This is a genomic window from Flavicella sp. IMCC45537, from assembly GCF_057197705.1.
In genome coordinates this window covers 849,892-872,056 of sequence record NZ_CM170067.1, presented here as the reverse complement: position 1 = coordinate 872,056, position 22,165 = coordinate 849,892, and the positions used below count along the sequence as shown (strand labels likewise).

At 31.8% G+C, this 22,165-nt stretch carries 15 protein-coding genes; 5 read left to right on the top strand and 10 right to left on the bottom strand.

Annotated features, from left to right (window positions below; genetic code table 11):
- Positions 1 to 53 precede the first annotated feature (53 nt).
- A complete protein-coding gene (locus AC2DGP_RS04015) occupies positions 54 to 2,210 on the top strand; it encodes a cation:dicarboxylate symporter family transporter (RefSeq protein ID WP_484491738.1) in 2,157 nt (718 codons plus the stop codon).
- On the opposite strand, the gene AC2DGP_RS04010 is transcribed toward AC2DGP_RS04015, so the two are convergent.
- From AC2DGP_RS04010 to AC2DGP_RS03980, 7 genes are all read right to left on the bottom strand, one after another.
- Positions 2,207 to 2,872 (bottom strand): TMEM175 family protein, encoded by a 666-nt coding sequence (locus AC2DGP_RS04010; RefSeq protein ID WP_484491737.1) that lies wholly within the window; start codon positions 2,870 to 2,872, stop codon positions 2,207 to 2,209. The two genes, AC2DGP_RS04015 and AC2DGP_RS04010, sit on opposite strands and share 4 nt — an antisense overlap.
- 34 nt (positions 2,873 to 2,906) lie before the next feature.
- Entirely contained in the window at positions 2,907 to 3,650 is a 744-nt protein-coding gene (locus tag AC2DGP_RS04005; RefSeq protein WP_484491736.1) for a LytR/AlgR family response regulator transcription factor, read from the bottom strand.
- A gap of 14 nt (positions 3,651 to 3,664) precedes the next feature.
- Entirely contained in the window at positions 3,665 to 4,894 is a 1,230-nt protein-coding gene (locus AC2DGP_RS04000) for a sensor histidine kinase (RefSeq protein WP_484491735.1), read from the bottom strand.
- Positions 4,895 to 5,351: 457 nt separating this feature from the next.
- A complete protein-coding gene (locus AC2DGP_RS03995; RefSeq protein ID WP_484491734.1) occupies positions 5,352 to 5,849 on the bottom strand; it encodes a hypothetical protein in 498 nt (165 codons plus the stop codon).
- Between the two features lie 554 nt (positions 5,850 to 6,403).
- Positions 6,404 to 7,393 carry a glycosyltransferase gene (locus AC2DGP_RS03990; protein WP_484491733.1) on the bottom strand — a complete coding sequence of 330 codons (990 nt, stop codon included), beginning with the start codon at positions 7,391 to 7,393 and terminating at the stop codon, positions 6,404 to 6,406.
- 14 nt (positions 7,394 to 7,407) lie between these two features.
- Positions 7,408 to 9,864: a mechanosensitive ion channel family protein gene (locus AC2DGP_RS03985; protein WP_484491732.1), complete on the bottom strand. Its 2,457-nt coding sequence runs from the start codon at positions 9,862 to 9,864 to the stop codon at positions 7,408 to 7,410.
- Positions 9,865 to 9,879: 15 nt separating this feature from the next.
- Positions 9,880 to 11,103, bottom strand: a complete 1,224-nt coding sequence (locus AC2DGP_RS03980; protein ID WP_484491731.1) for a DUF418 domain-containing protein — start codon at positions 11,101 to 11,103, stop codon at positions 9,880 to 9,882.
- A gap of 167 nt (positions 11,104 to 11,270) precedes the next feature.
- On the opposite strand from AC2DGP_RS03980, the gene AC2DGP_RS03975 reads away from it, so the two are divergent.
- Entirely contained in the window at positions 11,271 to 12,413 is a 1,143-nt protein-coding gene (locus AC2DGP_RS03975) for a radical SAM protein (RefSeq protein ID WP_484491730.1), read from the top strand.
- An 87-nt stretch (positions 12,414 to 12,500) separates the two neighbouring features.
- Here the strand turns inward: AC2DGP_RS03975 and AC2DGP_RS03970 are convergent, their stop codons facing one another.
- The 3 genes from AC2DGP_RS03970 to aroB all read right to left on the bottom strand — a co-directional run bounded on the left by AC2DGP_RS03970 (position 12,501) and on the right by aroB (position 15,705).
- Complete coding sequence (locus AC2DGP_RS03970) at positions 12,501 to 13,061, bottom strand: thioredoxin family protein (RefSeq protein ID WP_484491729.1); 561 nt, start codon at positions 13,059 to 13,061, stop codon at positions 12,501 to 12,503.
- Positions 13,062 to 13,308: 247 nt separating this feature from the next.
- A complete protein-coding gene (locus AC2DGP_RS03965) occupies positions 13,309 to 14,574 on the bottom strand; it encodes a hypothetical protein (protein WP_484491728.1) in 1,266 nt (421 codons plus the stop codon).
- Positions 14,575 to 14,643: 69 nt separating this feature from the next.
- On the bottom strand, positions 14,644 to 15,705 hold the full coding sequence (gene aroB / locus AC2DGP_RS03960; RefSeq protein ID WP_484491727.1) for a 3-dehydroquinate synthase: 1,062 nt from the start codon (positions 15,703 to 15,705) through the stop codon (positions 14,644 to 14,646).
- A gap of 150 nt (positions 15,706 to 15,855) precedes the next feature.
- Here aroB and AC2DGP_RS03955 point away from each other — a divergent pair, with 150 nt between their 5' ends.
- The 3 genes from AC2DGP_RS03955 to AC2DGP_RS03945 all read left to right on the top strand — a co-directional run bounded on the left by AC2DGP_RS03955 (position 15,856) and on the right by AC2DGP_RS03945 (position 22,163).
- Complete coding sequence (locus tag AC2DGP_RS03955; RefSeq protein ID WP_484491726.1) at positions 15,856 to 16,353, top strand: outer membrane beta-barrel protein; 498 nt, start codon at positions 15,856 to 15,858, stop codon at positions 16,351 to 16,353.
- A 116-nt stretch (positions 16,354 to 16,469) separates the two neighbouring features.
- A complete protein-coding gene (locus tag AC2DGP_RS03950; RefSeq protein ID WP_484491725.1) occupies positions 16,470 to 20,849 on the top strand; it encodes a DUF8202 domain-containing protein in 4,380 nt (1,459 codons plus the stop codon).
- Positions 20,850 to 20,933: 84 nt separating this feature from the next.
- Entirely contained in the window at positions 20,934 to 22,163 is a 1,230-nt protein-coding gene (locus AC2DGP_RS03945) for a metallophosphoesterase (protein ID WP_484491724.1), read from the top strand.
- Positions 22,164 to 22,165: the final 2 nt, after the last annotated feature.

The following is a 22,165-nucleotide window of genomic DNA, read 5'->3' as shown; positions in this document are numbered from 1 at the left end:
TCTTTTTTTAAATTACATTTGAGAACCGCTTAAGAAATAGAAAAATTTGAAATATGAGCTTATCGAAAAAGATTGTAATTGGATTATTGTTAGGAGTTTTTATCGGATTGTTCTTTGGGGAATATTGTAATTTCTTTTCCTATATAGGAGATGGATTCATAGGTCTTTTACAAATGACTGTTTTACCATATATAATGGTTTCCATTATTGCAAATTTAGGACGTATGTCTATGGAAGATGGAAAAACTATGGTGATGAACGGATTGAAGATATTATTCCTTTTGCTAGCAACAGGAGTGGTGTTTTTGGTTTTACTTCCTTTGGCATTGCCAAGTTGGTCTGCCGCATCTTATTTTAAGCCATCTAGTATTGAAGTGGTTCCTCCCTTAGATCTATTAAGTCTATATATTCCTTCCAATCCATTTGCTTCAATGTCAAATAATGTAGTGCCAGCGGTGGTGCTCTTTAGTATTTTCTTGGGGATCGGAATTAGTAAAATAGAGCAAAAAGAAGGGGTACTTTCTGGACTGGATGTGATTGGAGAGGGGTTGAATCATATCAATAAAATGGTAGTTAAATTAACACCATATGGTGTATTTGCTATAGCTGCTTATAATGCAGGTACAATGTCTTTTGAAGAGATTCAGAGATTACATGCCTACATTATAATTTACAGTGTTGCTGTGCTGTTGTTAGGGTTTTATTGGATTCCATTGTTGATTTCTAGTTTTACAGGGATTCCGCCAAAAGCCTTGTTTAAAGAAACGAAGAGTACTTTGTTGACTATTTTTGCAACCGGTAAAATTATTGTAGTGTTACCCCAATTAATAGAGGATATTCAGCGTTTAATGAAGCAAACTTTAGTAAATGATACTGAGGAAGTTCAAAAAGAAAGAAAAGCGCAATCCGAAATATTAATGCCATTGGCATATCCTTTTCCTAACCTTGGGACTTTTGTGATTTTTGTATTTGTTCCTTTTGTAGCTTGGTTTTTGGGAAGTTCATTTAGTATTTCAGAAAATTTAACATTTTTAGGAGCCACGCTATTGAGTAGTTTTGTGGCACCAGTAACCGGTATTCCATTTTTATTGGATCTGTTAAAATTACCTCAAGAAATGTTCCAATTATTTGTGATTTCTAGCGTATACACAGATCGTATTAGAGTTGTTTTAGGTTCTATTCATTTGATTGCAATTACCATAATCACGATTCAAATTACGGTTTCAAAGGCTCCTGTTTTATGGGGGAAGTTAGTGCGAGGTACTGTCTTAGGTGTTGGGCTTACAGTAGCTTTATTGATTGCAACACGTCTGTATCTTTCTGTTACTTTAGGAGAGAGTAATCAGTATGATAATTTTGTTCATATGGAGTTTAGTAAAGAGTTAAAAATGTTACCTACAAAAAATATTGAAAAACTATATGCGTCAGATTCCTCCGGACGGCCGACAAATCAAATAAGAGCCATCAAAAAAAGAGGAACTTTGAGAATAGGGTTTTTGGCTGATTGTTTGCCGTTTGCCTTTAAAAATGATGAAGGGCAAGCATTGGGTTACGATATTGAAATGGGGTATTTGCTGGCGAAGGAATTGAAGGTGAAGCCAGAGTTTTATAAAGTGACAAAGAAACAACTGAAAGAGTTATTGGCTATAGGGAAATTAGATATAGTTATGTCAGGAATGGCAATTACTACAAGTAGATTGAGTGAGTATGCTTTTAGTGATTCCTATATAGATCAAACGATGGCCTTTTTAGTAAAAGATTATAATCGTACTAATTTTCAGTCAAAAGAATCAATGATGGCCTTAGATACTTTAAAAATCGGCTGTGGAAATCCTTATTTTGCTGACAAGTTTAAAAATTATTTGCCCAATGCAACTGTTGTAAATTCTGCTTCACCAAGACCGTTTTTAAAAGGAAAAGATCCTAGTTTAGATGCATATTTGGTCTCTGCAGAAGCGGGATCAGCATGGACTATTATTTTTCCGTCTTTTAGTATAGCAATACCAGATAATACGCTTGTTAAAATTCCTTGTGCATATCCTATGCCTAAGGATGAAGGATGGATTCAGTATGTGAATACTTGGATAGAGTTAAAAGAAAAAGATGGAACGAAAGCACGCCTGTTTCAACATTGGATAGAAGGGAAGGGAGCTGATGTAAAAGAACCAAGGTGGTCTATTATGAAAGATGTGCTACATTGGAGCCTTTAATTTTGTTTGGATTTTAGTATTTTGAAATAAGGAATATTTAAGAGTTTTGTGCGGAGCATAAATACCATTGGAACGAGTATAAAAGCAATGTCCCAATAAATTACGTCTATAAAAGCCATGCCTGCCGCAAGTATGGCTATCAATGGTTCTGTAAGAATTTGTTTTTTTGCGGTGTTGATGATGTCCATATCCACATCTTGATGCATTAATCTATGTTTCGGATTGGCAGCGTAATTGACACTTAAATAGGAAAAAGCACCAACCAATACCATATTAACACTCAAAAAAACTCTAATGGCAATATTTTCAGGGAAAATTTCGATATAGCTGTTCCAAAAAGGAATCAACATGACACTTGCTAAAAACAAAAGCTGCAACCAAATAAAAGTTTGATTCACTAATAATATAGAGCTGTAATGTTCTAGGTGTTTCATCCAGTAGACAGCAATAACAATGAAACAAACAAAAAACACCCACATATTACTCAGTTGCTTGATCAAAAAAACACCGAGTTCTTTGGGGTCTGTAATATGTCCAAAATCTGGAATTTCAATATTAAAAATCATTACCGTCATAGCGCTACCAAAAATAATGTCGCACAAGAATTTTAAACGATTACGTCTTTCTGTATTGGCATGTTGTTCAAGGTCTTTATAATCCATAGGTGTTTTATTAATTAAAAAGACTGATGTAGCTTTATTTTAAAAGATGATTGTTCTTTACAAAATTGGCTTTATGTCTTTCACTAAATGGGATATTCTGTTTGCAATCTAGAACAATTAGGTTGTCCTCAAGATAGATTTCATTGATTTTATTTACATTGACCAAATAATTCCTGTGGACTTGAATAAAATCAGGATTAGAGAGTAATTCTTTTACTTTTTTCAAAGAAAGTTTTACTAAAAATTCTTCATCAATTAATGAAAACTGACAATATTTGTCCTGAACTTCGATATAATTAATTTTTGAAACATCAACTTTCATCAAGCTTTTCTTCTTTTTGATGAAAATATAAGAAGGACTAAGTACAGCGTTTTGTGGATCAAAACTTATTGAATTTGCTTGGTCAAAATATTTTTCAATAGCCAGTTCTAAAGTAAATAATAACTCTAATTCGTTATAAGGTTTGATAAGATAGGTGACAGGTTTGGTATGTTTGGCTTTTTCATATAGAATTTTGGTTTGCATACTAGAGAGAAAAATAAATGGAATATCAAATCCCAATTCATTCATTTTTTCTGCCATGGTAATACCATCTGGTTTTCCGTCAATCATAATGTCAAGCACCACCAAATCAAAAGAATGTCTTTTTAATAAACGTTCTGTTTGGTTGATGTTGTGACTGATCATTACATCGTAATTGTTTTCATTTAAAAAATCCGCTAAATCATTAGCATCTTCTTTATCATCTTCTAGTAGAAGTAAATTAAGGGTTTTCATTTTCTTTGCAATAATTAGGGTAGCAAAATAGTAAATTTTGAACCTTTTTCAAGGCTGCTTTCTATTTTTATCTCTCCTTGGTTCTTTTTGATGAGGGTTTGACATAAAATCATTCCTAGACCAACACCTTCTGCACGGTCAATTTTATCAATTGATAAATCTTTTAAATTTCTGATTTTTTCAAGATTTTCAGGATGGATTCCTATTCCATTATCTTTGATACGAACAAATTTTTTATGGTCTTTATTGGTACCACAAGTAACTTTGATACGACCTCCTTCTGGAGTGTATTTTATGGCATTGTCTACAAGGTTACGAATTACAATTTTCAGGGACTCTATATCCACTTCTATATTGACTTCTTCAAGGGAGGTGGCAAGTTCTATGTTTCTGGCTAGTGCAATATTTTTGAAATCATACAACACATGTTCTATTAAATTGTGTAACGGATATTTTGTTGGTACAAATACCATTTGTTTGCTTTGTTCTAAAGACCAACTAAGTACATTGTTCAAAAGCTTATAGGTACTTTCAGTTAAAATAAGCGCCTTGTTATTGGTGGTGTTGATGGCTTCTATATCTTCTTTTTTTATTTGTCTTGCCAAACGCTTGTGCAATTTACCAAGGGTATTGATAGGACTCCTTAAATCATGTGAAACTACTGAAAACAAATAATCTTTGGTTTTGTTGGCAGTAGCCAAATCTTCTTTTTGTTGGGTGATCAATTTGTTTTGGGCAGTTCTTTGTTTGTAGATAAACCAAAGTACTAGTATGAAAATAAATAAAAATGAAATCCCAATGATCAAAGCGTTTCTTTGGGTTTTCTGGCGTTTTACTTTTTCTTTTTCTACAACAATTTCTAATTCCTTTTGAGCAACAGCAATTTGCTTTTCTTTTTCAGTGAGTTCCCAAATTCTGTCTCTGTCAAAAAGGATTTTTTTCCATTTTATATTTTCGGTAAAGTATTTTACGCTGGTTTCAAAATTATTTCTGTTTTTTTCAACAACAGCCATATTTATAGAAGCAGCTTCTTTGTAGGTAATGTCTGAGTATTTGAGAGATAAATCATAGGCTTCTTTGAATAAAGGAATGGCTAGGGAATCCATATATTGTGCATAATATAAATTCGCCATATCATTAATACAAGAAATGTATACTCCAGTGTCTTTTTTGTTTTTTATGACTTCAAGCTCTTTATTAAGATAGTATTTAGATTTCTCATAATTTTTTTCAAATATATACATTGAACCAAGATTATGGTAAACAGCGGGTTTTAATGTGTCGTTCTCCTTAGATGTTTTTAACCATTCAGTATAATAGTATATTGATTTTTCATAATCTTCAAGATCTAGGTATGCATAGCCAAGATTATAATTCTTTATACTTTTGTATATTGAATCGTTAGAGATTGCTAAACTATTTTCTATGGATTTTTTGAAGAGTTTTTTTTTAAAGGAAACTTCCGCTTGAAAATAATTTAAAAGATCCTTCTCATTCTGTGTTTTTGCGTAATATAATGCCCTACTCGCGTAGATGTAACAAGAATCGTATTGCTTTTCTATATAGAAGTTGTATGAAGCACAAAAGAGCTCATTATTTGTAGTGTTACAAATAGTTTGAGCTCGTTTGACTATATTTTCTTTTGGTGTAAGAGTTTGAAAAAATACAACAGAAAATATTATGTATAAAAAATAAATGATATTATGGTCTTCTTGGAGTGATTACAGTTCCTCTATCCGTAGTAGGGTCTAAGTTCTGGTCTTGTACAAAAATAGCTTCAACAGCTTGCAAATTAGGGTTTGTAAATGAATAATTGAATTGAATTTGGTATAAGTCAAATTCTTTTTGGCCTTCAGGTCCATCGTATACTACTTCAAAATTTCTACAAGTTACTTGGTTTGCATTTTCTGTAGTTACCTCTGTTTCTACCAATGCAACACCGCTATATTTAAAAGCAATTTTTTTATTAGACACATAAAATGAACTTTGATCAGTCAAATCAAAGGCTTCTATGTCGGTAGGGATATAAGATAATATATTTACAGTGTAAATAGGGACTTCTGGGGTAAAGTTATCAGCTTTATAGATGTTTGCTAAAGGCTGTTTTGAGATTTCATTAATTGAAATGGGTTTTTTGTTGATTTTGTTTGTAAAATTTAGATCAAACTCTAAACCTGCAATGGCAATTTTCTTTGACATATTTAATTTTTAAGGGTTTTAAAATAGAGGGTCTTTCCCTCCACAAATATAGTGATACAAGTTTAATCTAAACAAAAGTTAAGCGCAATAACTAAAAATAGGTAATTTAAAATATCACTATAGATAGCTAATGGTTTTTGGTTAGTTTGTTTACTTTTAAAAAGGCTACGTTTATTCCTTGTTTATCTACGTTTGCGACTTTAACTATTTACTAGGAGAGGAAAGGAGTTATATTTGTATAACTTTAAAAAGTTAACGTAATCTTAGGGGTAGGATTATATATAGCTCGAATATAATTTTATATTCGAGCTTTTTTTGCAAAAAAAAAATAATTAACAAACTACACTTATTCTTTGTATTGTTGCGTTTATGCTTTAATTCAATACGCTTGGTGTATAATTGTATTTAGAAGGATAACATTTGTTAATTTAGAGTGAAATTGCTAAGGAAATTAACAAAGATTGCTATGAAAGAGTTTTTTAAACTAGTTATCTTAGGGGTAGGATTACTGTTTAATTCGGTTGCTTAAAAGCAACCGAATTTTTTTATTTTTTCTATTTCCAGTCTAAATACTTTTTTTTCTGTATTTCAATAAGATTTGGAGCTTTTTTATTAAGTGTTGCTCCATTTATTACTTGATTGTATTTGTTTAGATACTCCTGCGACATTTTAAAGCTGTTGAATTCATCACGTGCATATTCATAACATTTTTGTTTAGAGAAGGAATCAACGTGAGTAATAGCTCTTTTTAGTTCTTCTTTGCTATTAGATAGAAAACCGAATTCTTCAGTAACGATTTCAGTTAGAGATCCATACGGTGTTGCAAAAATTGGGCAGCCATAAAACAAACTTTCTGTAATAGCTATTCCGAAAGGTTCATGCCATTTAATAGGGAAAATTAGTCCTTTGGATTTGTTGAGTAAATCTGTTTTCTTAGTTCCGCCAACCATACCAGCAAAAGATATTTTTGGAGAAAAAGTGAAACGCATTCCCATATTAAAATTAAAACGAACTCCACCTAGGACTTTTAGTTTTTCAGATTTTGTTTCGTTAATTATATCTATGGCCCCTTGTACATTTTTAATGCGCCAAGCTGCATTCCCTAAAAAATGAAAGTACTCTCTCCGTTGCTGCAAATTGGGTTTTGCATAAGTATCCCAGTCCATTCCGTTATGGACAAAGGAATGTGAATTGTATCTTTCAGCATGATTCTTTGAAACGAAAATAGTGTTTTTGTCAAATTCATGTTGCACGTTGATATTCCCATGCATGGTAATCACATATGGAATGTCAAATGTTCTTAATCCTTCAGGTTCAAAATTAAAATGTACGACATCAGTATCTTTCGGTACCTGTTCTAGTATAGAGATATCTTGATTGATGTGAATTACTTTAGCAAAGTCGCAAGTAGAACCTTTTCCAACTAAAAACGTTACCTCATGACCTTGTTTGGTGAGTTCTTTACCTAATGCCCAAATAACTCTTTCGGTTCCTCCGTATAAAAAAACAGGAATTTTATTTTTGTAAGCTATTACAATTTTCATTTTGTATGTATGTTTTACTCCTCTTGCTTTTTAGGAAATATGTTGTTTGGTAAATCTTTGATGTAAACATCTTGATGAGGATATGGGATTTCGATACCGTTTTCCTTGAATTTATTATAAATGGCAATAGAAACATCACTTCGTGCACTCAATCCATTTTCATTCTGAACCCAGAATCTAAGTTTAAAATTTAAAGAGCTTGTTCCAAAGTCGTTTAATAAAGGAAGAGGAGCAGGGGTTCTTAATACCTTATCACTACTTAAGGCAGCGTCCGCTAAAATTTTTATTACCTCATTAGGATCAGCAGCATAAGTAGTTCCAATAACAATTTCTAATCTTTTTACCTTGTTTGAAAGGGTCCAGTTGATAAGGTTATTTGAAATCAAGTTATTATTTGGAACCACAACCTCAGCACCATCAAAAGTGGTGATACTAGAAGATCTAACACCAATTCTGTTTACTGTTCCTAAAAGATTATCTACTTCCACAGTATCACCAGGGAAAATAGGACGTTCGAAAACAAGAATAAGTCCTGAAACAAAATTAGAAATCACCGTTTGTAAACCAAAACCAATACCCAGTCCAAGTGCTCCAGCCATCAAGTTGAATTTGCTTAGGTCGATTCCTAAGGAAGACAATGCAAGCATAATACCGAAAGCGATAATAAAGTATCTTACCACTAGTGAAATCGCAGCTGGCACACCTTTAGGTAGTTTTATGATATTAAATAACCTGTCTGATTCTCCAAAGGTAAAAGAAACAAGCCTTGTTATGATAAAAGAACCGCTAAGGATTAAAATAAAGCTAACCACTGCACCGAGCGTAAAAGTTAGGTCACCAATTTTATAGGGATCAGACAAAATATCATCAAAAAAATCTATTACATAGGTTAGGACATCTATCAATTTTAAGAATATAAGACTTCCTAAAATAGTCATGATGATTCTAATAATTTTAGAGGCCTTTCTTTGACTTTTCTTTTTGAGCTTTACATCATATCCAGCTTGTCTGTTGTAGTGTCTATGAATCACAATAACAGAGATACTGTTGATGATGAGTAGTATGTAGTAGAAAAGCATCGTGATTACTGCTCCGCTAATACATATTTTTAAAGTGGTTTCTGTTAAATTAGTATATCCTAACACATTTGAGATGATTGCTATTGTGGCAATAACATATAGTGTAGGGGTTAGTTTTTGAAGATATCGACTAAAATATCCAATCTTCATCTTCCTTGCAGTAATTTTATCAGGTCTGATGATGAAAGTGGCAATTATTACTAACAAACTCATTGCTAACAAATACAATTTATACTGACCGATAGTGAGCCATAAATAGGTCTTTAAAAGATCTAATATATAGATAACAACAATAAAATAAAGCGCCTTGTAATAGTGTGGGTTTAGGTTTGCTTTAACCAAAGGAATAATGACTATTAATACCGAAATGGATAAGCAATCATCAAATAGTTTTGGTGTATTTATAAAGGTGTATTTTGCTGTTACAATAGCAGCAAACAAGATGGTTGATAATGTAAAATCTTTAAGATTATCTCTAGCTCTGGTGATTTCAAAGCCAGTTTCATAAATTTTACTTTTGGATAAGGTTCTTTTAATGTATAGAATTAATAGAGATAGAAAAATCACTAAAAAAGTGAAAAGATTCAGTTGTTCTTCGCTGTTTTTAAGAAGTTGTAAGAAATCTTTTATGTTTTTCGTAATAGATTCTGAGTTTTCTCTCCGTATTTTTTGATTTTTAGTAGATTTAAAACTTACTTTCCATAAAGGTTCATGTCGTAAGTAAAAAAGGTTATAAACATTTGAATTTTTAAGGTCATTTAGTTGAACAATAACATCTTTAGAACTTGCTATTTGTTTACTTATTTTAGATTCAAGTTTTAATAAGTCATTGTTTTCATTGATGATGTTTTTTTCTAATTTACTTACGTCATCTAAAACAGTTTTAACATTTTTTAAAACTTCATATGGAATTTTATTTTCTTTAGAATTGTCATAAGTTAGTTTCCAAGTTTCTTTATCAAAGGAAACTTTTTCCTTAATTCTATTATTGTTTTTAGCGAATTTATTTACATCAGATTGCCAGATATTTAAATAGTCTATATATCCATTCCATTTTTTTATTAAAATATTTATTTTTAAACGATTAGGGTTGGCTTTTATGAAAGCTTCTGTGTCTTTTCTTTGGTCTTTTATAAATTTAGAATAGATCGGTAATAAAGAGTCTATCAACGCTAAATCTTTATTTTTTTTGAGTTCGTTTTGAGTGTTTTTTAAGGATTCTTTTTCACTTTCAATTTTATCTACAATATTTATAGTTTCAATAAATGTAGGTTTTACAACAGATGTAGAATCCTTTGAAGTGGATGTGCTCCCATTTTGTGCAATTGTAGTTTGTGAGGAACAGACGAAAAGAAAAATAAATAGGGTTGAAAACTTTGATAGGTATTTCATAGCGTAAGGTTCAGACTAAATTTTAGCATTTATTTTTATTGGTAACCATTTTCTTAAGGTAGCACATCTCCATAACCATTCAACTGGGCCAAACTTGAAAAAACGAAACCATAAGTTACTAAATGCTAACTGAAAGATTAGCATTGCGCATCCAATATAATAAATAGATTCTAAAGATAATAATCCAAAGAGTTGAAAGGTGTGAGCAAAAGGATAAAAAATTAATATTCCCAATACGGTTTGCCCAATGTATGAGGTTAATGACATTCTACCATATTTTTTAAGTCCGTTAAACACAAAAAATGTAGGCCATTTGTGAACCAATATAGCGAGAAAACAAATATAAAACATGCTTAGGTTTATCTGTGCAGTTTCATGTAGTAACCTGGCTCCAACCTGATACCAATTTTTAGAAAACTCTGCTGCATTTCCTTTTATATACGTTGAAAGATAAGTGAGAGTTATTCCTATAACACCAAAAAGAAGCGTGTTTTTAAATTTTAAGGCACCTGTTGTAAAAAACTTAGTATTGTATAGGTGAGATCCGAGAAAAAAGAGTCCAAGGATTTTAAAAGGCCTTCCTGAAGGAATAAAATCATACCAGCGCCACATTAAATTATGCAAATTTATTTTTATGGCGTCTAAGAAATACGGGCTTTGAAATGTTGTAACAACTTCCGATGGTGTCATATCTGGGTATTGTTTCAAAGCATTTTTGCTTAAGTCAGGTAATGCATTAGCAAAACTATACATGTAAATAATGTCTAATAATACTGGAGTAAAGTAAAATATTGCTGAATAGTGTAGTAGCAATTTAGGGTTTACATTTCTCATAGACAAAAGAATCATTCCCGTTAATGCATATAACGTTAGAATATCTCCTGACCAAAATGTTGCATGGAATAAGCCTATGACTAATAACAAACACATTCTTCTAAAATATAACGGAGGAAAAAGCGGGTTATCTCTGTTTTTACTTACCTGCATGTAAAATCCGATACCAAATAAAATGGAGAAAATTGTATAAAACTTGGTGTCAATAAAAAACTTAAGGAAATAATAAATGTTAGAATCTGTTTCAGTACTTCCGAGTTGATCAATAAGCTCTTGCGGCAAAAATTTATAACCGCTCCAACTAAGAATATTCGCAAAAAGAATTCCTGATAGAGCAAATCCGCGTAATATATCTAAAAATATAATTCTGTCTTTTACTGGAGTAGGTTGGGTGTTTTTTGACATAATGAATTTTTTTGATGTGTATCAGAAAGGCAACGAATATAATGCTTTTACGATAGCTTTTTTAAATAGTGTTATTAGAATTTATTTAATTATTAACTTGTTGTTGCTCTATAGTGCGATTTAAATATAAAAATGATAATTTTACCAAAAATAGATATTGAATTACAATGAACAGAAGGAGAGTTGGTATGGCATTGAGAAGAATCTCATTGTTACCAAGAAATAAATATTTGATTTATTATTTAATTAACAAAATTCAGCACTTCTATTTGAAATTGATTAAATCAAAGAAAGTGGCATATCCCTCTACTATAATGCTAGAGTTAAATAATCATTGCAACTTAGCTTGTACTACATGTCCAAGGGAGTACGATTATGGGAAAGACATGGATAAAGGTCGAATGGATATGGCTAGGGCAAAAGAAATTATTGATGAAATGTGGCCTTATTTAGACTCCGTTGGTTTGACAGGAATGGGAGAGACTTTTATCTATAAAGAGATAGAAGAGATTGTTGATTATATCAAAGCGAAAAATAAAGGAATAATTATTTCAGTCTCAACAAATGCTGTATTGCCTAACTTTATTGAATTGGTTAAAAAGGTTATTGGGAAAATAGATACGATTCAAATTTCTATAGATGGACTAAATGAAGTATATGATTCTATTAGGATCAATGCTGATTTTAACGAGCTAGATGAAAACATAAAGTTAATGTCTAATTTATGTGCTGGTACCAAAACTGAGTTAATGTTAAATATGGTTGTTACTGAAGAGAACCATCATCAAATGGGAGAACTTGTTTTATATGCCGAGAATTCAGGAGTGAAATATATGGATTTTTCCTTATTTAATTTGGCATCAGTAACAGATATTGATACATCGTATTATGAGCTGTACAAAAGTGAAACATTTTTAAAATCAGTTAAGGAATTGAATCTTATCGCTGATGAAGTAAAAACGGTGGAGGTGTTGCAAAGAAATTTCAAAACAGAAAATAGTTTTCAAAAATGTCCGCTACCTTGGAGCCATTTCTATATTAGTTGGGATGGTTATATTCCACCTTGCTGTGCTAAACCTTTTCCGAAGGAATTAAATTTTGGAAATGTTTTTAGTCATAAAGTGATTGATATGTTAAATTCTGAAAGTTATCAGGAATTTAGAACCATGTGGTATGCTAATGAAACCCCAGATTTTTGCAAAAAATGTAATTTTGTAAATGTAGAGCCTGTTAAAAAGGATGAATTACCTTTGGTTGAAATAGACAAAAGTCTTTCAGAGTTTAAATCAGTTTTACATTCGAAAAAATAAAAAAAAATAAGAACAAATTATTCTGTAAATGAATGGATTGTTTTAATTTAAACTATTAATAAGGTTGTTTTTATAATTTTTTTACGTCTAAATTTCTTTCCATTTTATACCACACCCCATACTAGGTAATACCTTTCTTGAATATACCTCTCCTTTCAGCATGATATCCATCGCAGAAATAAGATCTTTTCCGGTGACAGGAATATCGTTTCCAGGACGAGAATCGTCTAATTGACCATGATAAAAGATTTCTAAATTTTTATCAAACAAGAAAATGTCTGGTGTACAAGCGGCATCATAAGCCTTGGCAACTTTTTGTGTTTCATCAAATAGATAAGGAAAAGGGTACCCAATTTCACGAGCTAGTTTCTTCATTTTATCAGGACTGTCTTGTGGGTAGTTTTCAATATCGTTACTACTAATGGCTATAAAATTGATTCCCTTTGCTTGGTATTCGTTGGCTAATGAAACTAAAAAGGGATTGATATGAATTACATAGGGGCAATGATTACAAATAAATAGGATCAAAGTTCCCTTATTTCCTTTCGATTCTTGTAACGAAATATTCAAATTTGATACAGTATCTAATAAATTGAAATCTGGTGCTTTTTTACGGAGTTCAAAAGGGTTTGATGCAGTAAGTGCCATGTTTTTATGACAAAGATAAATTAATCTGTTATGAGTGCAAGTTATTAGATATAATTACAAATAGATTTTACGAAATAGAGGTTTGAATTGATATGTAACTCATATAGTATTTTAAATATCCGTGTTAAAACAAATAGAATTTAGTTATCTGGTAAGAACAAAAAATTAAAGGTTATGTAATTAGTTTTTTTAAGATTTTTGTATTTTAAAAATACGAAGTGCATCTCAATCAAAAGATTCGTTGAACTTAAAACGTATAGCCAAAAATAAGTGAACTTGAGCTAAGGTCAGCTCCGGAGATAGCATAATTATATACAATTCTTCTTTTTCTAGAAAGCCTAGCCTCTAATGAAAATTTATCATTTAATTTGTATCCTAGTCCTAAGGAGTAGTAAGATAAAAAAGAATCGTGATAAGTTAAATAACTACTACCACTATCATTTAAAATAACTCCTGGTTTCTCAGCATCTTGAGGCAAGGAGTTGGATAAAATTAGGTTTGTAAAAACTGTAGTTTTTTTATTGAAAACATATTTGTATCGAATACCAACATTGATATCAATATTTGAATAACTACCTTTAAAAGTGTTAGTAGCACTAAATCTATAAAAATAATCTGGGTTTGGTGGAAAAGTACCGTTATATGAAAAACTATAAAATACAGGTTCTAAAAGTAGACTGAACTGATTATGGAAATACGGTATTGTAAATTCAGCTTCAATTCCAATTCGATAACCAACTTCAAGTTCCGTTTGACCGATGTAATATTGATCGTCGGTAAGAACCTCTAGTTTATTAAAGGTAGGTCCAGCGGTAACGGTGAATCTGGTTTTACTACGCTTTTTTTTGACATCAATAAAATTTGTGTTTTTTATTGCTTCATCTGATAGTTGAGATTGGGGTTCTATGCAATTATTATATTTCTTAAATATTTTAGATAAAGAATGATCGTTGTAATCGAGCCATTTTAAATCTTTTTGATGAATGCTCTCACAAATTAAATGATTAGATAATTGTTGTCTAAACATGTTGTTTGTTTTTACACCTCCATCATTTGATAGATATTCAATTTTTATCAATTGTTGAATGTTGTTATTTGGCGTCTTGAAAAAATACTTTGTTATTCCGTTATCGATATATTCATATAATGAACCAGGTCCTTCGAGTAGGACTCGTAAATATATTATTTCATTGTTGAATTTTGGATTTCTTTGAGTCGTTAAATTGGACAAATTGTTATCAGAACGTTCTATATCTCCATGAAATCGTATGTATTTCGATTTACCATTTATACAAAACTCTTTAATGAATTTAATAGAGTCTGTTTGTTTTTTATCTTTTATTTTATAAGTAACGGTTGTAGGGTTGTCAAGCCAATCTTTGTTTAAGATAAGACATTCTAGTTTTGAATTATCATTTAAAATTAAATAACCGTTCTCGTAATGACTTTGAGCCGATAAGCCAACGATAAACGAAATGAATACAATAATTAATGTTAGGAATTTCTTTTTCATGTTTTATTTCAAAAAAAAAAGAAAATCTTATAATGATTTTCTTTTTAGGTTATTCTAAGAGTATAAAGATCACGATTCTAAGTAATAATTGATAGATTCCTCTACCAGTTCAATAGAAACTTTACAATCAATTTTATAGGTGGCAATTGCCTCTAATAATACAAAGTTTACTTGTCCACCAACATTTTTTTTGTCATGTTTTAAATATTCAAAAACTGCTGTAAAGTCTTCTTTTGTAATCGGCACTTTACCAAATAAATCCAGTACATAAGATTTTAAATCTGCTACTATTTCTTCCGGAAAACCAAATAACTTATTAGAGATATAAGCTTCTGTAACCATTCCTAATGAAATCGCTTGTCCGTGTGTTAGTGTTTTTTTATGATCAGATTCTAAAAAATATGATTCTACAGCATGCCCAATCGTATGCCCGTAGTTTAATATTTTACGTAGGCTACTTTCTTTTTGATCTGCAAGTACAACCTCATTTTTAATTTCTACTGAACGATGGATTAAATAAGCAACGTTTTTTAAATTATTGTTTCTAACATCATTGTATAAATCAAGATCATATATCAACCCATGTTTTATAACTTCTGCAGTCCCAGAGATAATTTCTTCTTCAGGTACTGTTTTTAAAAAGTCTAAATCGATCAATACCATTTCAGGATCAGAGAAAATTCCAATTTGATTTTTTAAGACCCCTAGATCTACACCTGTTTTTCCTCCAACAGAAGCATCTACCATGCTTAATAACGTAGTTGGGATGTTGATAAAGGTAATCCCTCTTTTGAATGTGGATGCAACAAAACCTCCCATATCTGTGATAACACCACCACCTAAGTTAATCATTAAACTTTTTCTATCTGCACCAAGCTCTGTTAAAACATTCCAAAGACCTGTACAAGTGTCTAAATTTTTATTGATTTCACCTGATTCAATTTCAACAATCTCAATCGTGAGATCCGTAGCCATTTCCGCCATTAATTTAGGCAAACAATCTCTATTTGTATTTTCGTCAACAAGAACAAAAATTAACGAATGATTGCTATTGGCTAAATAGTGATTCAATTCTTTGTAAGAATTCTCTTGAAAATGGACCTGACAGCTAGTAGATTGTATGGATTTCATGTGATTTTATTTGAAATGCAATATTACATATTTAATAGCGAATTTGAAATAAGGATTTAAAATCATTTTTATGGATGTTAACTTTACCTTGAGATAAAAATGAAGTACTGATTTTTTTTTATATTTATCATACTAACCAAAAAATATATTATGAAAAAATTATTGATTATTGCAGTAGTATTTGTCGCGACAACAAGTTTATTCGCTCAAAAAGGGAGTATTTATGCAGGTGGAGCCATTGGGTTTAAAGAAGACTATTTTAAAATAGCACCTGAAGCAGGATATTGGCTTCAAGAATCTCTTCAATTAGGAGCTGTAATTTCTTATGAAAGTGATAAATTTGCTGGAGCTGATGTAAAAACTTTCAAGCCGCATGTTTATTTAAGGAAATTCTTTCCTTTAGGTGAAAAGTTTTCGGTGTATGGTGGAGCTAATATAAGATATGCAAGTACAGACACGGCAGGTGTTTCCTCTTCTTATACTGATTTTTTTATTGATTTAGGGTTTTCTTACGCATTAGCTGATCGATGGGGGGTAGTAGGTAGAGTGGCTTCTATTGGGCAAATAGATGAAGAATTTATTTTAGATTTTAATATGTCACAGCAGCCATTGTTTAATGTAGGTATCTACTATACTTTGAAAAAATAAGTTACTTAAATTTTATACCAAGGGCCAAAAATGAAAGTTTTTGGCTTTTTTTGTGTCCAATAATCCTAAACATTATTTAAGGAGTTTAAGTGTTGTTTCTTCATAAATTTGTAAGAATGAAGAAGTTATTGGTATATATAGCGCTTATCTCCGTTTGGGGAGCAAGTTATGCTCAAGCACCAGGAGGGGTTCCCACAACTAAGATGTCACTATGGTATAGTGGTGATCATGGTGTGGAAGATTTAGGTACTTTAACTTGGGATGATAGAAGTTCAGATGATAATCATGCTTTGCAGCCAACAGAATCAGAAAAACCCCAGCAATCTAAATTATTTAATTTCAATGAAACTTTTACTTTTGATGGTAACAGTGATAGATTTGCTATTTCAGGATTAAATTATACCAATGGTCAAAATCTGACAGACCTTTCCATGTTTGTTGTTTATGCAACAAATTTTTCCAATTCATCATATTCCGGCAACTGGTCCTTTTTAGATTTTGATAGAAGCGAATCTTTTAACTTTTATATTCATGGAAATGGGCGTTTAGCAATGTCTTATCAATCAGGAGGAACACAAGATTTAGTAGCAACAAGTGTTTCTAATGATGGAATTCCGCATATGGCCACTTATTTATTTGATAATAATGATGATATAACTGGAGCAATTACAAACGAATCTATTATGCGACTGGATGGTTTTCAAGACTACTCAGGTGATAATACTAGCATTGATATATCAGTTAGTGCAAATAGATATGGTTTTATTGGTGATGGTTCCGAAGCCACTGAATTTAATGGTTCTAAAAATAATATTTATTATGATGGTGAAATTGCTGAAATAATATTTTACGATAAAGGTGATTTAAGCACGGAAGATGTTAAAAAAATTGAATCATATTTAGCTCTGAAATATGGAATAACCATGGATGTAAGCGGTACTTCTTACGTTAATAGCTCTAATTTAACTTTGTGGGACAATACGATATCTGGTTATTGGAATGGAGTTGCTGGTATCGTTCAAGATGACGCTGGGGCTTTAAACCAAAAAATATCAAGATCAAATGATTATGAGAAATTCATTGTAGCTATGGATGCTGATTTTTCGTCATCCAATAGCGATGTCAGTAGGACATCAGTAGGAGATGGTAAATCTTTAATTTTTGGTCATAATAATTCCCCAGATGGATTTAGTCCATTTGGTTCGTCTGGAAGTGAGTTTCTTTTTGGTAAAACATGGTTGTTTCAAGAAAAAAATGGAAACGTTGGAGATGTGTTTGTCGCCATGGAAAAATCTGTTTTTACGGGAGAATCTGTAGATTTAATCATTAGTGATAATGCAACATTTGATTCAGGTGATACAAGGTATACTATGACAGAAGGAGGAACACATTATTATAGAGAAGTTGATATACCTGATAATTCTTATGTGTCATTTGTAATGACGCAATCTTCAAAAGCTCCTGGAGGTGTTGCTCCTGGATTAGAATTATGGTTTAGATCAGATACTGGTGTAACTGCTTCGGGAAGCGCTGTAACAAATGTTGTAGATCAAACATTTCAAGGCTATGATTTATCTCAAACAAATACGTCTAACCAGCCATCTAATTCTTCTATGACAAACTTTAATGACAATTTGACTTTTGATGGAAGTAGTGATCGAATGCCTATAAAGGATAAAAATTATACAAGTACAGATAATCTAAACCAGGTGTATGTATGGACGGTGTATAATACTGATTTTTCGAGTTCTAACACTTCTGGAAGTCTAGACACCTCCAATTGGGCATTCTTAGACTTTGATAGGAGTGAGTGGTTCAATGCCTCTATTCACGGTGATGGTACTTTGCAATTTGGATATAATTCTGGTGGGATTAAAGATAATTATGGTGTAGAAGTTACTAATGATGGTACGGCTAAATTAGGTGGTTTTATTTTTGATACTAGTATAACAGAAGAAACCAAATTACGTGTGAATGGTAATGAAGATTTATCTGTTGATGTTACCGATCAGCCCATTAATAGTAGTACCACACGTTTCGGGTATGTGGGAGATGGTTCTGAGGCAGGAACATTTGATAGTGCAGCAAACAATGGTTATTATAATGGTTCAATCTCTGAAGTTATTTATTATGAGAATCAAATTATTACAGCAGAAAATATCAATAAGATAGAGTCTTATTTGGCAATAAAGTATGGAATTACCCTAAATACATCCTCATTAAAATATATTGCATCTGATGCCATGATTACTATATGGGATGATTTAACTTTTTGGAATGATATTGTTGTTATAGGTAAAGATGAAAGTTCAAGTTTGAATCAAAAGCAGTCTAAATCTACTAATGCCGATGGAATATTGACAGTTGCCTTAGGGAGTGCTGTTGCTGTGTCAAATAATGCAAACACGAATTCTTTCAATAATGATTTGGATTTTTTTGCTGTTGGTAATAATGATTCAGACGCTATTATTAGTGAATTGTCATTCCCTACTTTAATTCCAGAAATTAGTGTTTGTGAGTATGGGTATATAGGTTTTGATAGAGATTGGAAAGTAAAAAATATTGGTAATGTAACTGGAGTAACTCTTCAATTTGACATGACAGGTTTTGCGAATCCAAGTGAATTTAATCTTTTGATTGATGAAGATGGAAATGCAGATTATTCTGATGGCGTTCATAGGATTGTAAACAACGGTATTTTATCAGGTAATAATTTAATTTTTTCTAATATTGATATTGCTGATGGTGAGGTTTTTACATTGATTCGTGATAATGCAGATGCACAAATTATTTATGAAAGTAGTTCTTGGACTGGGGGAAATGCTGGCGGCGTGTTGGATGATTCTTCTATAGATTTATTAAAATCAGTGCAAATAAGAGAGTCTGTTGTATTACCTACAACCTCTAATTGTAAATGTATGGAGGTTGTAGTCGGAGCTGTTTTAACTGTTGAAGATGGTAAGAATTTAACGGTTAGCGATGTTCTAGAATTAGAAGGCGACATGTACTTATATGGAGATGCCCAATTGATTCAAACTTTGGACGGAACAGATTTGAATACAGGATCCGGTAATATTTATAAAATGGTTCAAGATGGTACTTCCTCTATCCATAGATTTAATTACTGGGGGGCTCCGGTGAGTAACGCAGGTATATATAATTTAGCAACCAATCTATCAATTGCTTCAGATCCTAATGATTTTTCTTCTTTGACAACTCCTACCTATACTGGTGGTGTTGATGGGAGCACAAATACGATTAGTAGTTATTGGTTGTATGATTTTAGTAATGCTTTGGGATGGAATTCGATCAATGAGAATACAGACAAACCAAAAGGAGAAGGTTTTACAATGAAAGGGACTGGAACTGCCACGAATTATGTTTTTGTAGGGCGACCAACCAACGGAGATATAAATTTAGATTTAGATGAGAATAATTATTATCTATTAGGAAATCCCTACCCTTCGACGATAAATGCCGACGATTTTAATGAGTATCATTTGACAAATAACATTACAAATGGTTATCTGTATTTTTGGGATCAACCGTCGGGAGATTCACATTATAAAGCAGCTTACGAAGGAGGGTATGCGACAAGAGCAGGGGAATTATCGAGTCCAGCGGCATCTATTGTAGTGGATGGAAATACTATAAATTTCACAAAAGTCCCAACAGAACATATTGCTGTGGGGCAAGGTTTTATGGTTGCTGGAAAGTCCAATGGTGCTGAAATTAGTTTTAAAAATTCATTTCGTGAATCCGGATCAACGGTGTTCTTTAAATCAAATGGTAAAAAGAAAAAAGTTTCTAAAGATGATTTGGAGATTATTAGAATAGGTTTTGAATACAAAACGCCGACTGGTATTTTTCATCGTCAATTGGTGACATCTCCGAGAGGTTTGAGTTTAGATGTTGATCGTGGTTTTGATGCTCCGATGTTTGATAATTATGCCAATGATATGTTTTGGGATTTTGGTGATAATTTGAGATATGTAATAAGTGGTGTACCATTTTTAGTAGAAAATCTTGAGATACCACTTGCAATTGTTTTAGAAAAAGAAACTGAAGTAACGATATTGTTAGATGCCCTTCAAAATTATTCGAATGATGTGTATCTTTTGGATAAAGAGACTGCCGAAATAGTAGATTTGTCTGTGGATAAAGCTGTGATAACATTAGGTGGTGATTTACATAGTGGTAGGTTTAGTATTCTTTTAAAAGATTCAAAAAGTTTGTCTAATGATGAGGTTTTGGATAAACGTGTTTATTTATACTATCACAAAGGCAAAGAAGCCATTATGTTTAATTCTTTTGAGGCTGATGTGACAAATGCCAATATTTTTTCATTAACAGGAGATTTACTTCAGAGTCAGAAATTTGATGGGTTAAAGAATTCGGGAAATCTTGAGGTTCCTTATTTAAATTCTGGAGTATATATAGTTCAAATTCAAACAGACCAAGGAACGGTGTCAAAAAAAGTTGTGATCTCTAAATAAAATAATTTTAATATTTATTTATGAAGTTCTTGGCAAGTTGCACTAGTTTTTAGTTTTTCTTTGTAGTTATAAATTGTTTGAATAATGACCCGTTTACTTATTTTTATTGCAGTACTTGTATTTTTAGATGCCTATTTGTTTATGGGGCTTCGATCAGTTTATGATAAAAGTAAAATCCAAGTATATGTATTAGCAGCGTATTTGGTGTTTGCACTGATTTCTTATATAGGAGTTTATGTGATGATTCAATATTTTCAAGAGCGAACTTTGAATGCTACTCTAGGAAGGAATTTATTGATAGGTACAAGTTTTGCATTTATCATTTTTAAAATCATATTTTTCGGGTTTTTGGTTATTGATGATGTTTTAAGAATTTTAAATTACATCTTTCAGGTATTTGCTAAGTTTTTAGGATATACACCAGAAGCCGATTTTGAAGAACGAAGAAAGTTTTTAGTGAAATTAGGTTTGGGGGTCGCAAGTATCCCTTTTGCTTCAATGCTTTATGGTATAACTAAAGGGAAGTATAATTATAAGGTGAAAAACTTAAGTCTTACGTTCCCAAATCTTCCTAAATCTTTTGATGGATATAAGTTGGTTCAAATATCAGACATACACTCTGGTAGTTTCGACAGTATTGCAGATGTTCAAAGAGGAATCGATTTAATAAATGCGCAGAACGCGGATGTTGTTATGTTTACTGGAGATTTAGTCAATGGTGATTCAAGAGAAATAATACCCTTTATCAATACTTTTAAGAATATTAAACCGCAGGTGTATTCCATTTTAGGGAATCATGATTATAGTGATTATAATCAGTGGTCATCAAAGGAAGCAAAACAAGAGAATGCAGATTTAATGGATGTATATCATAAAGAAATGAATTTTCATCTCTTAAAAAATGAAAACATACGTTTGACCAAAGGGAATCAAGAAATAGCCTTGGTTGGAGTAGAAAATTGGGGTAAAGGATTCAAACAAAAAGGGGATCTAGACAAAGCTCTTGTTGGCGTTGATAAGGATGATTTTAAAATTTTATTATCACATGATCCGACTCATTGGGATTTAAAAACGGTACCTCATTCCGATCATATTGATTTGACTCTGGCTGGACATACGCATGGAATGCAATTTGGGGTTGATATTCCAGGATTTAAATGGAGTCCGGTTAAATATAGATATGCGAGGTGGTCTGGATTGTATGAAGAGGCGAAACAGTACTTATATGTAAATAGAGGTTTTGGATTTTTAGGCTTTCCTGGTAGAGTAGGAATGTGGCCTGAAATTACAGTGATTGAGCTAAAAAAAGGATAGCG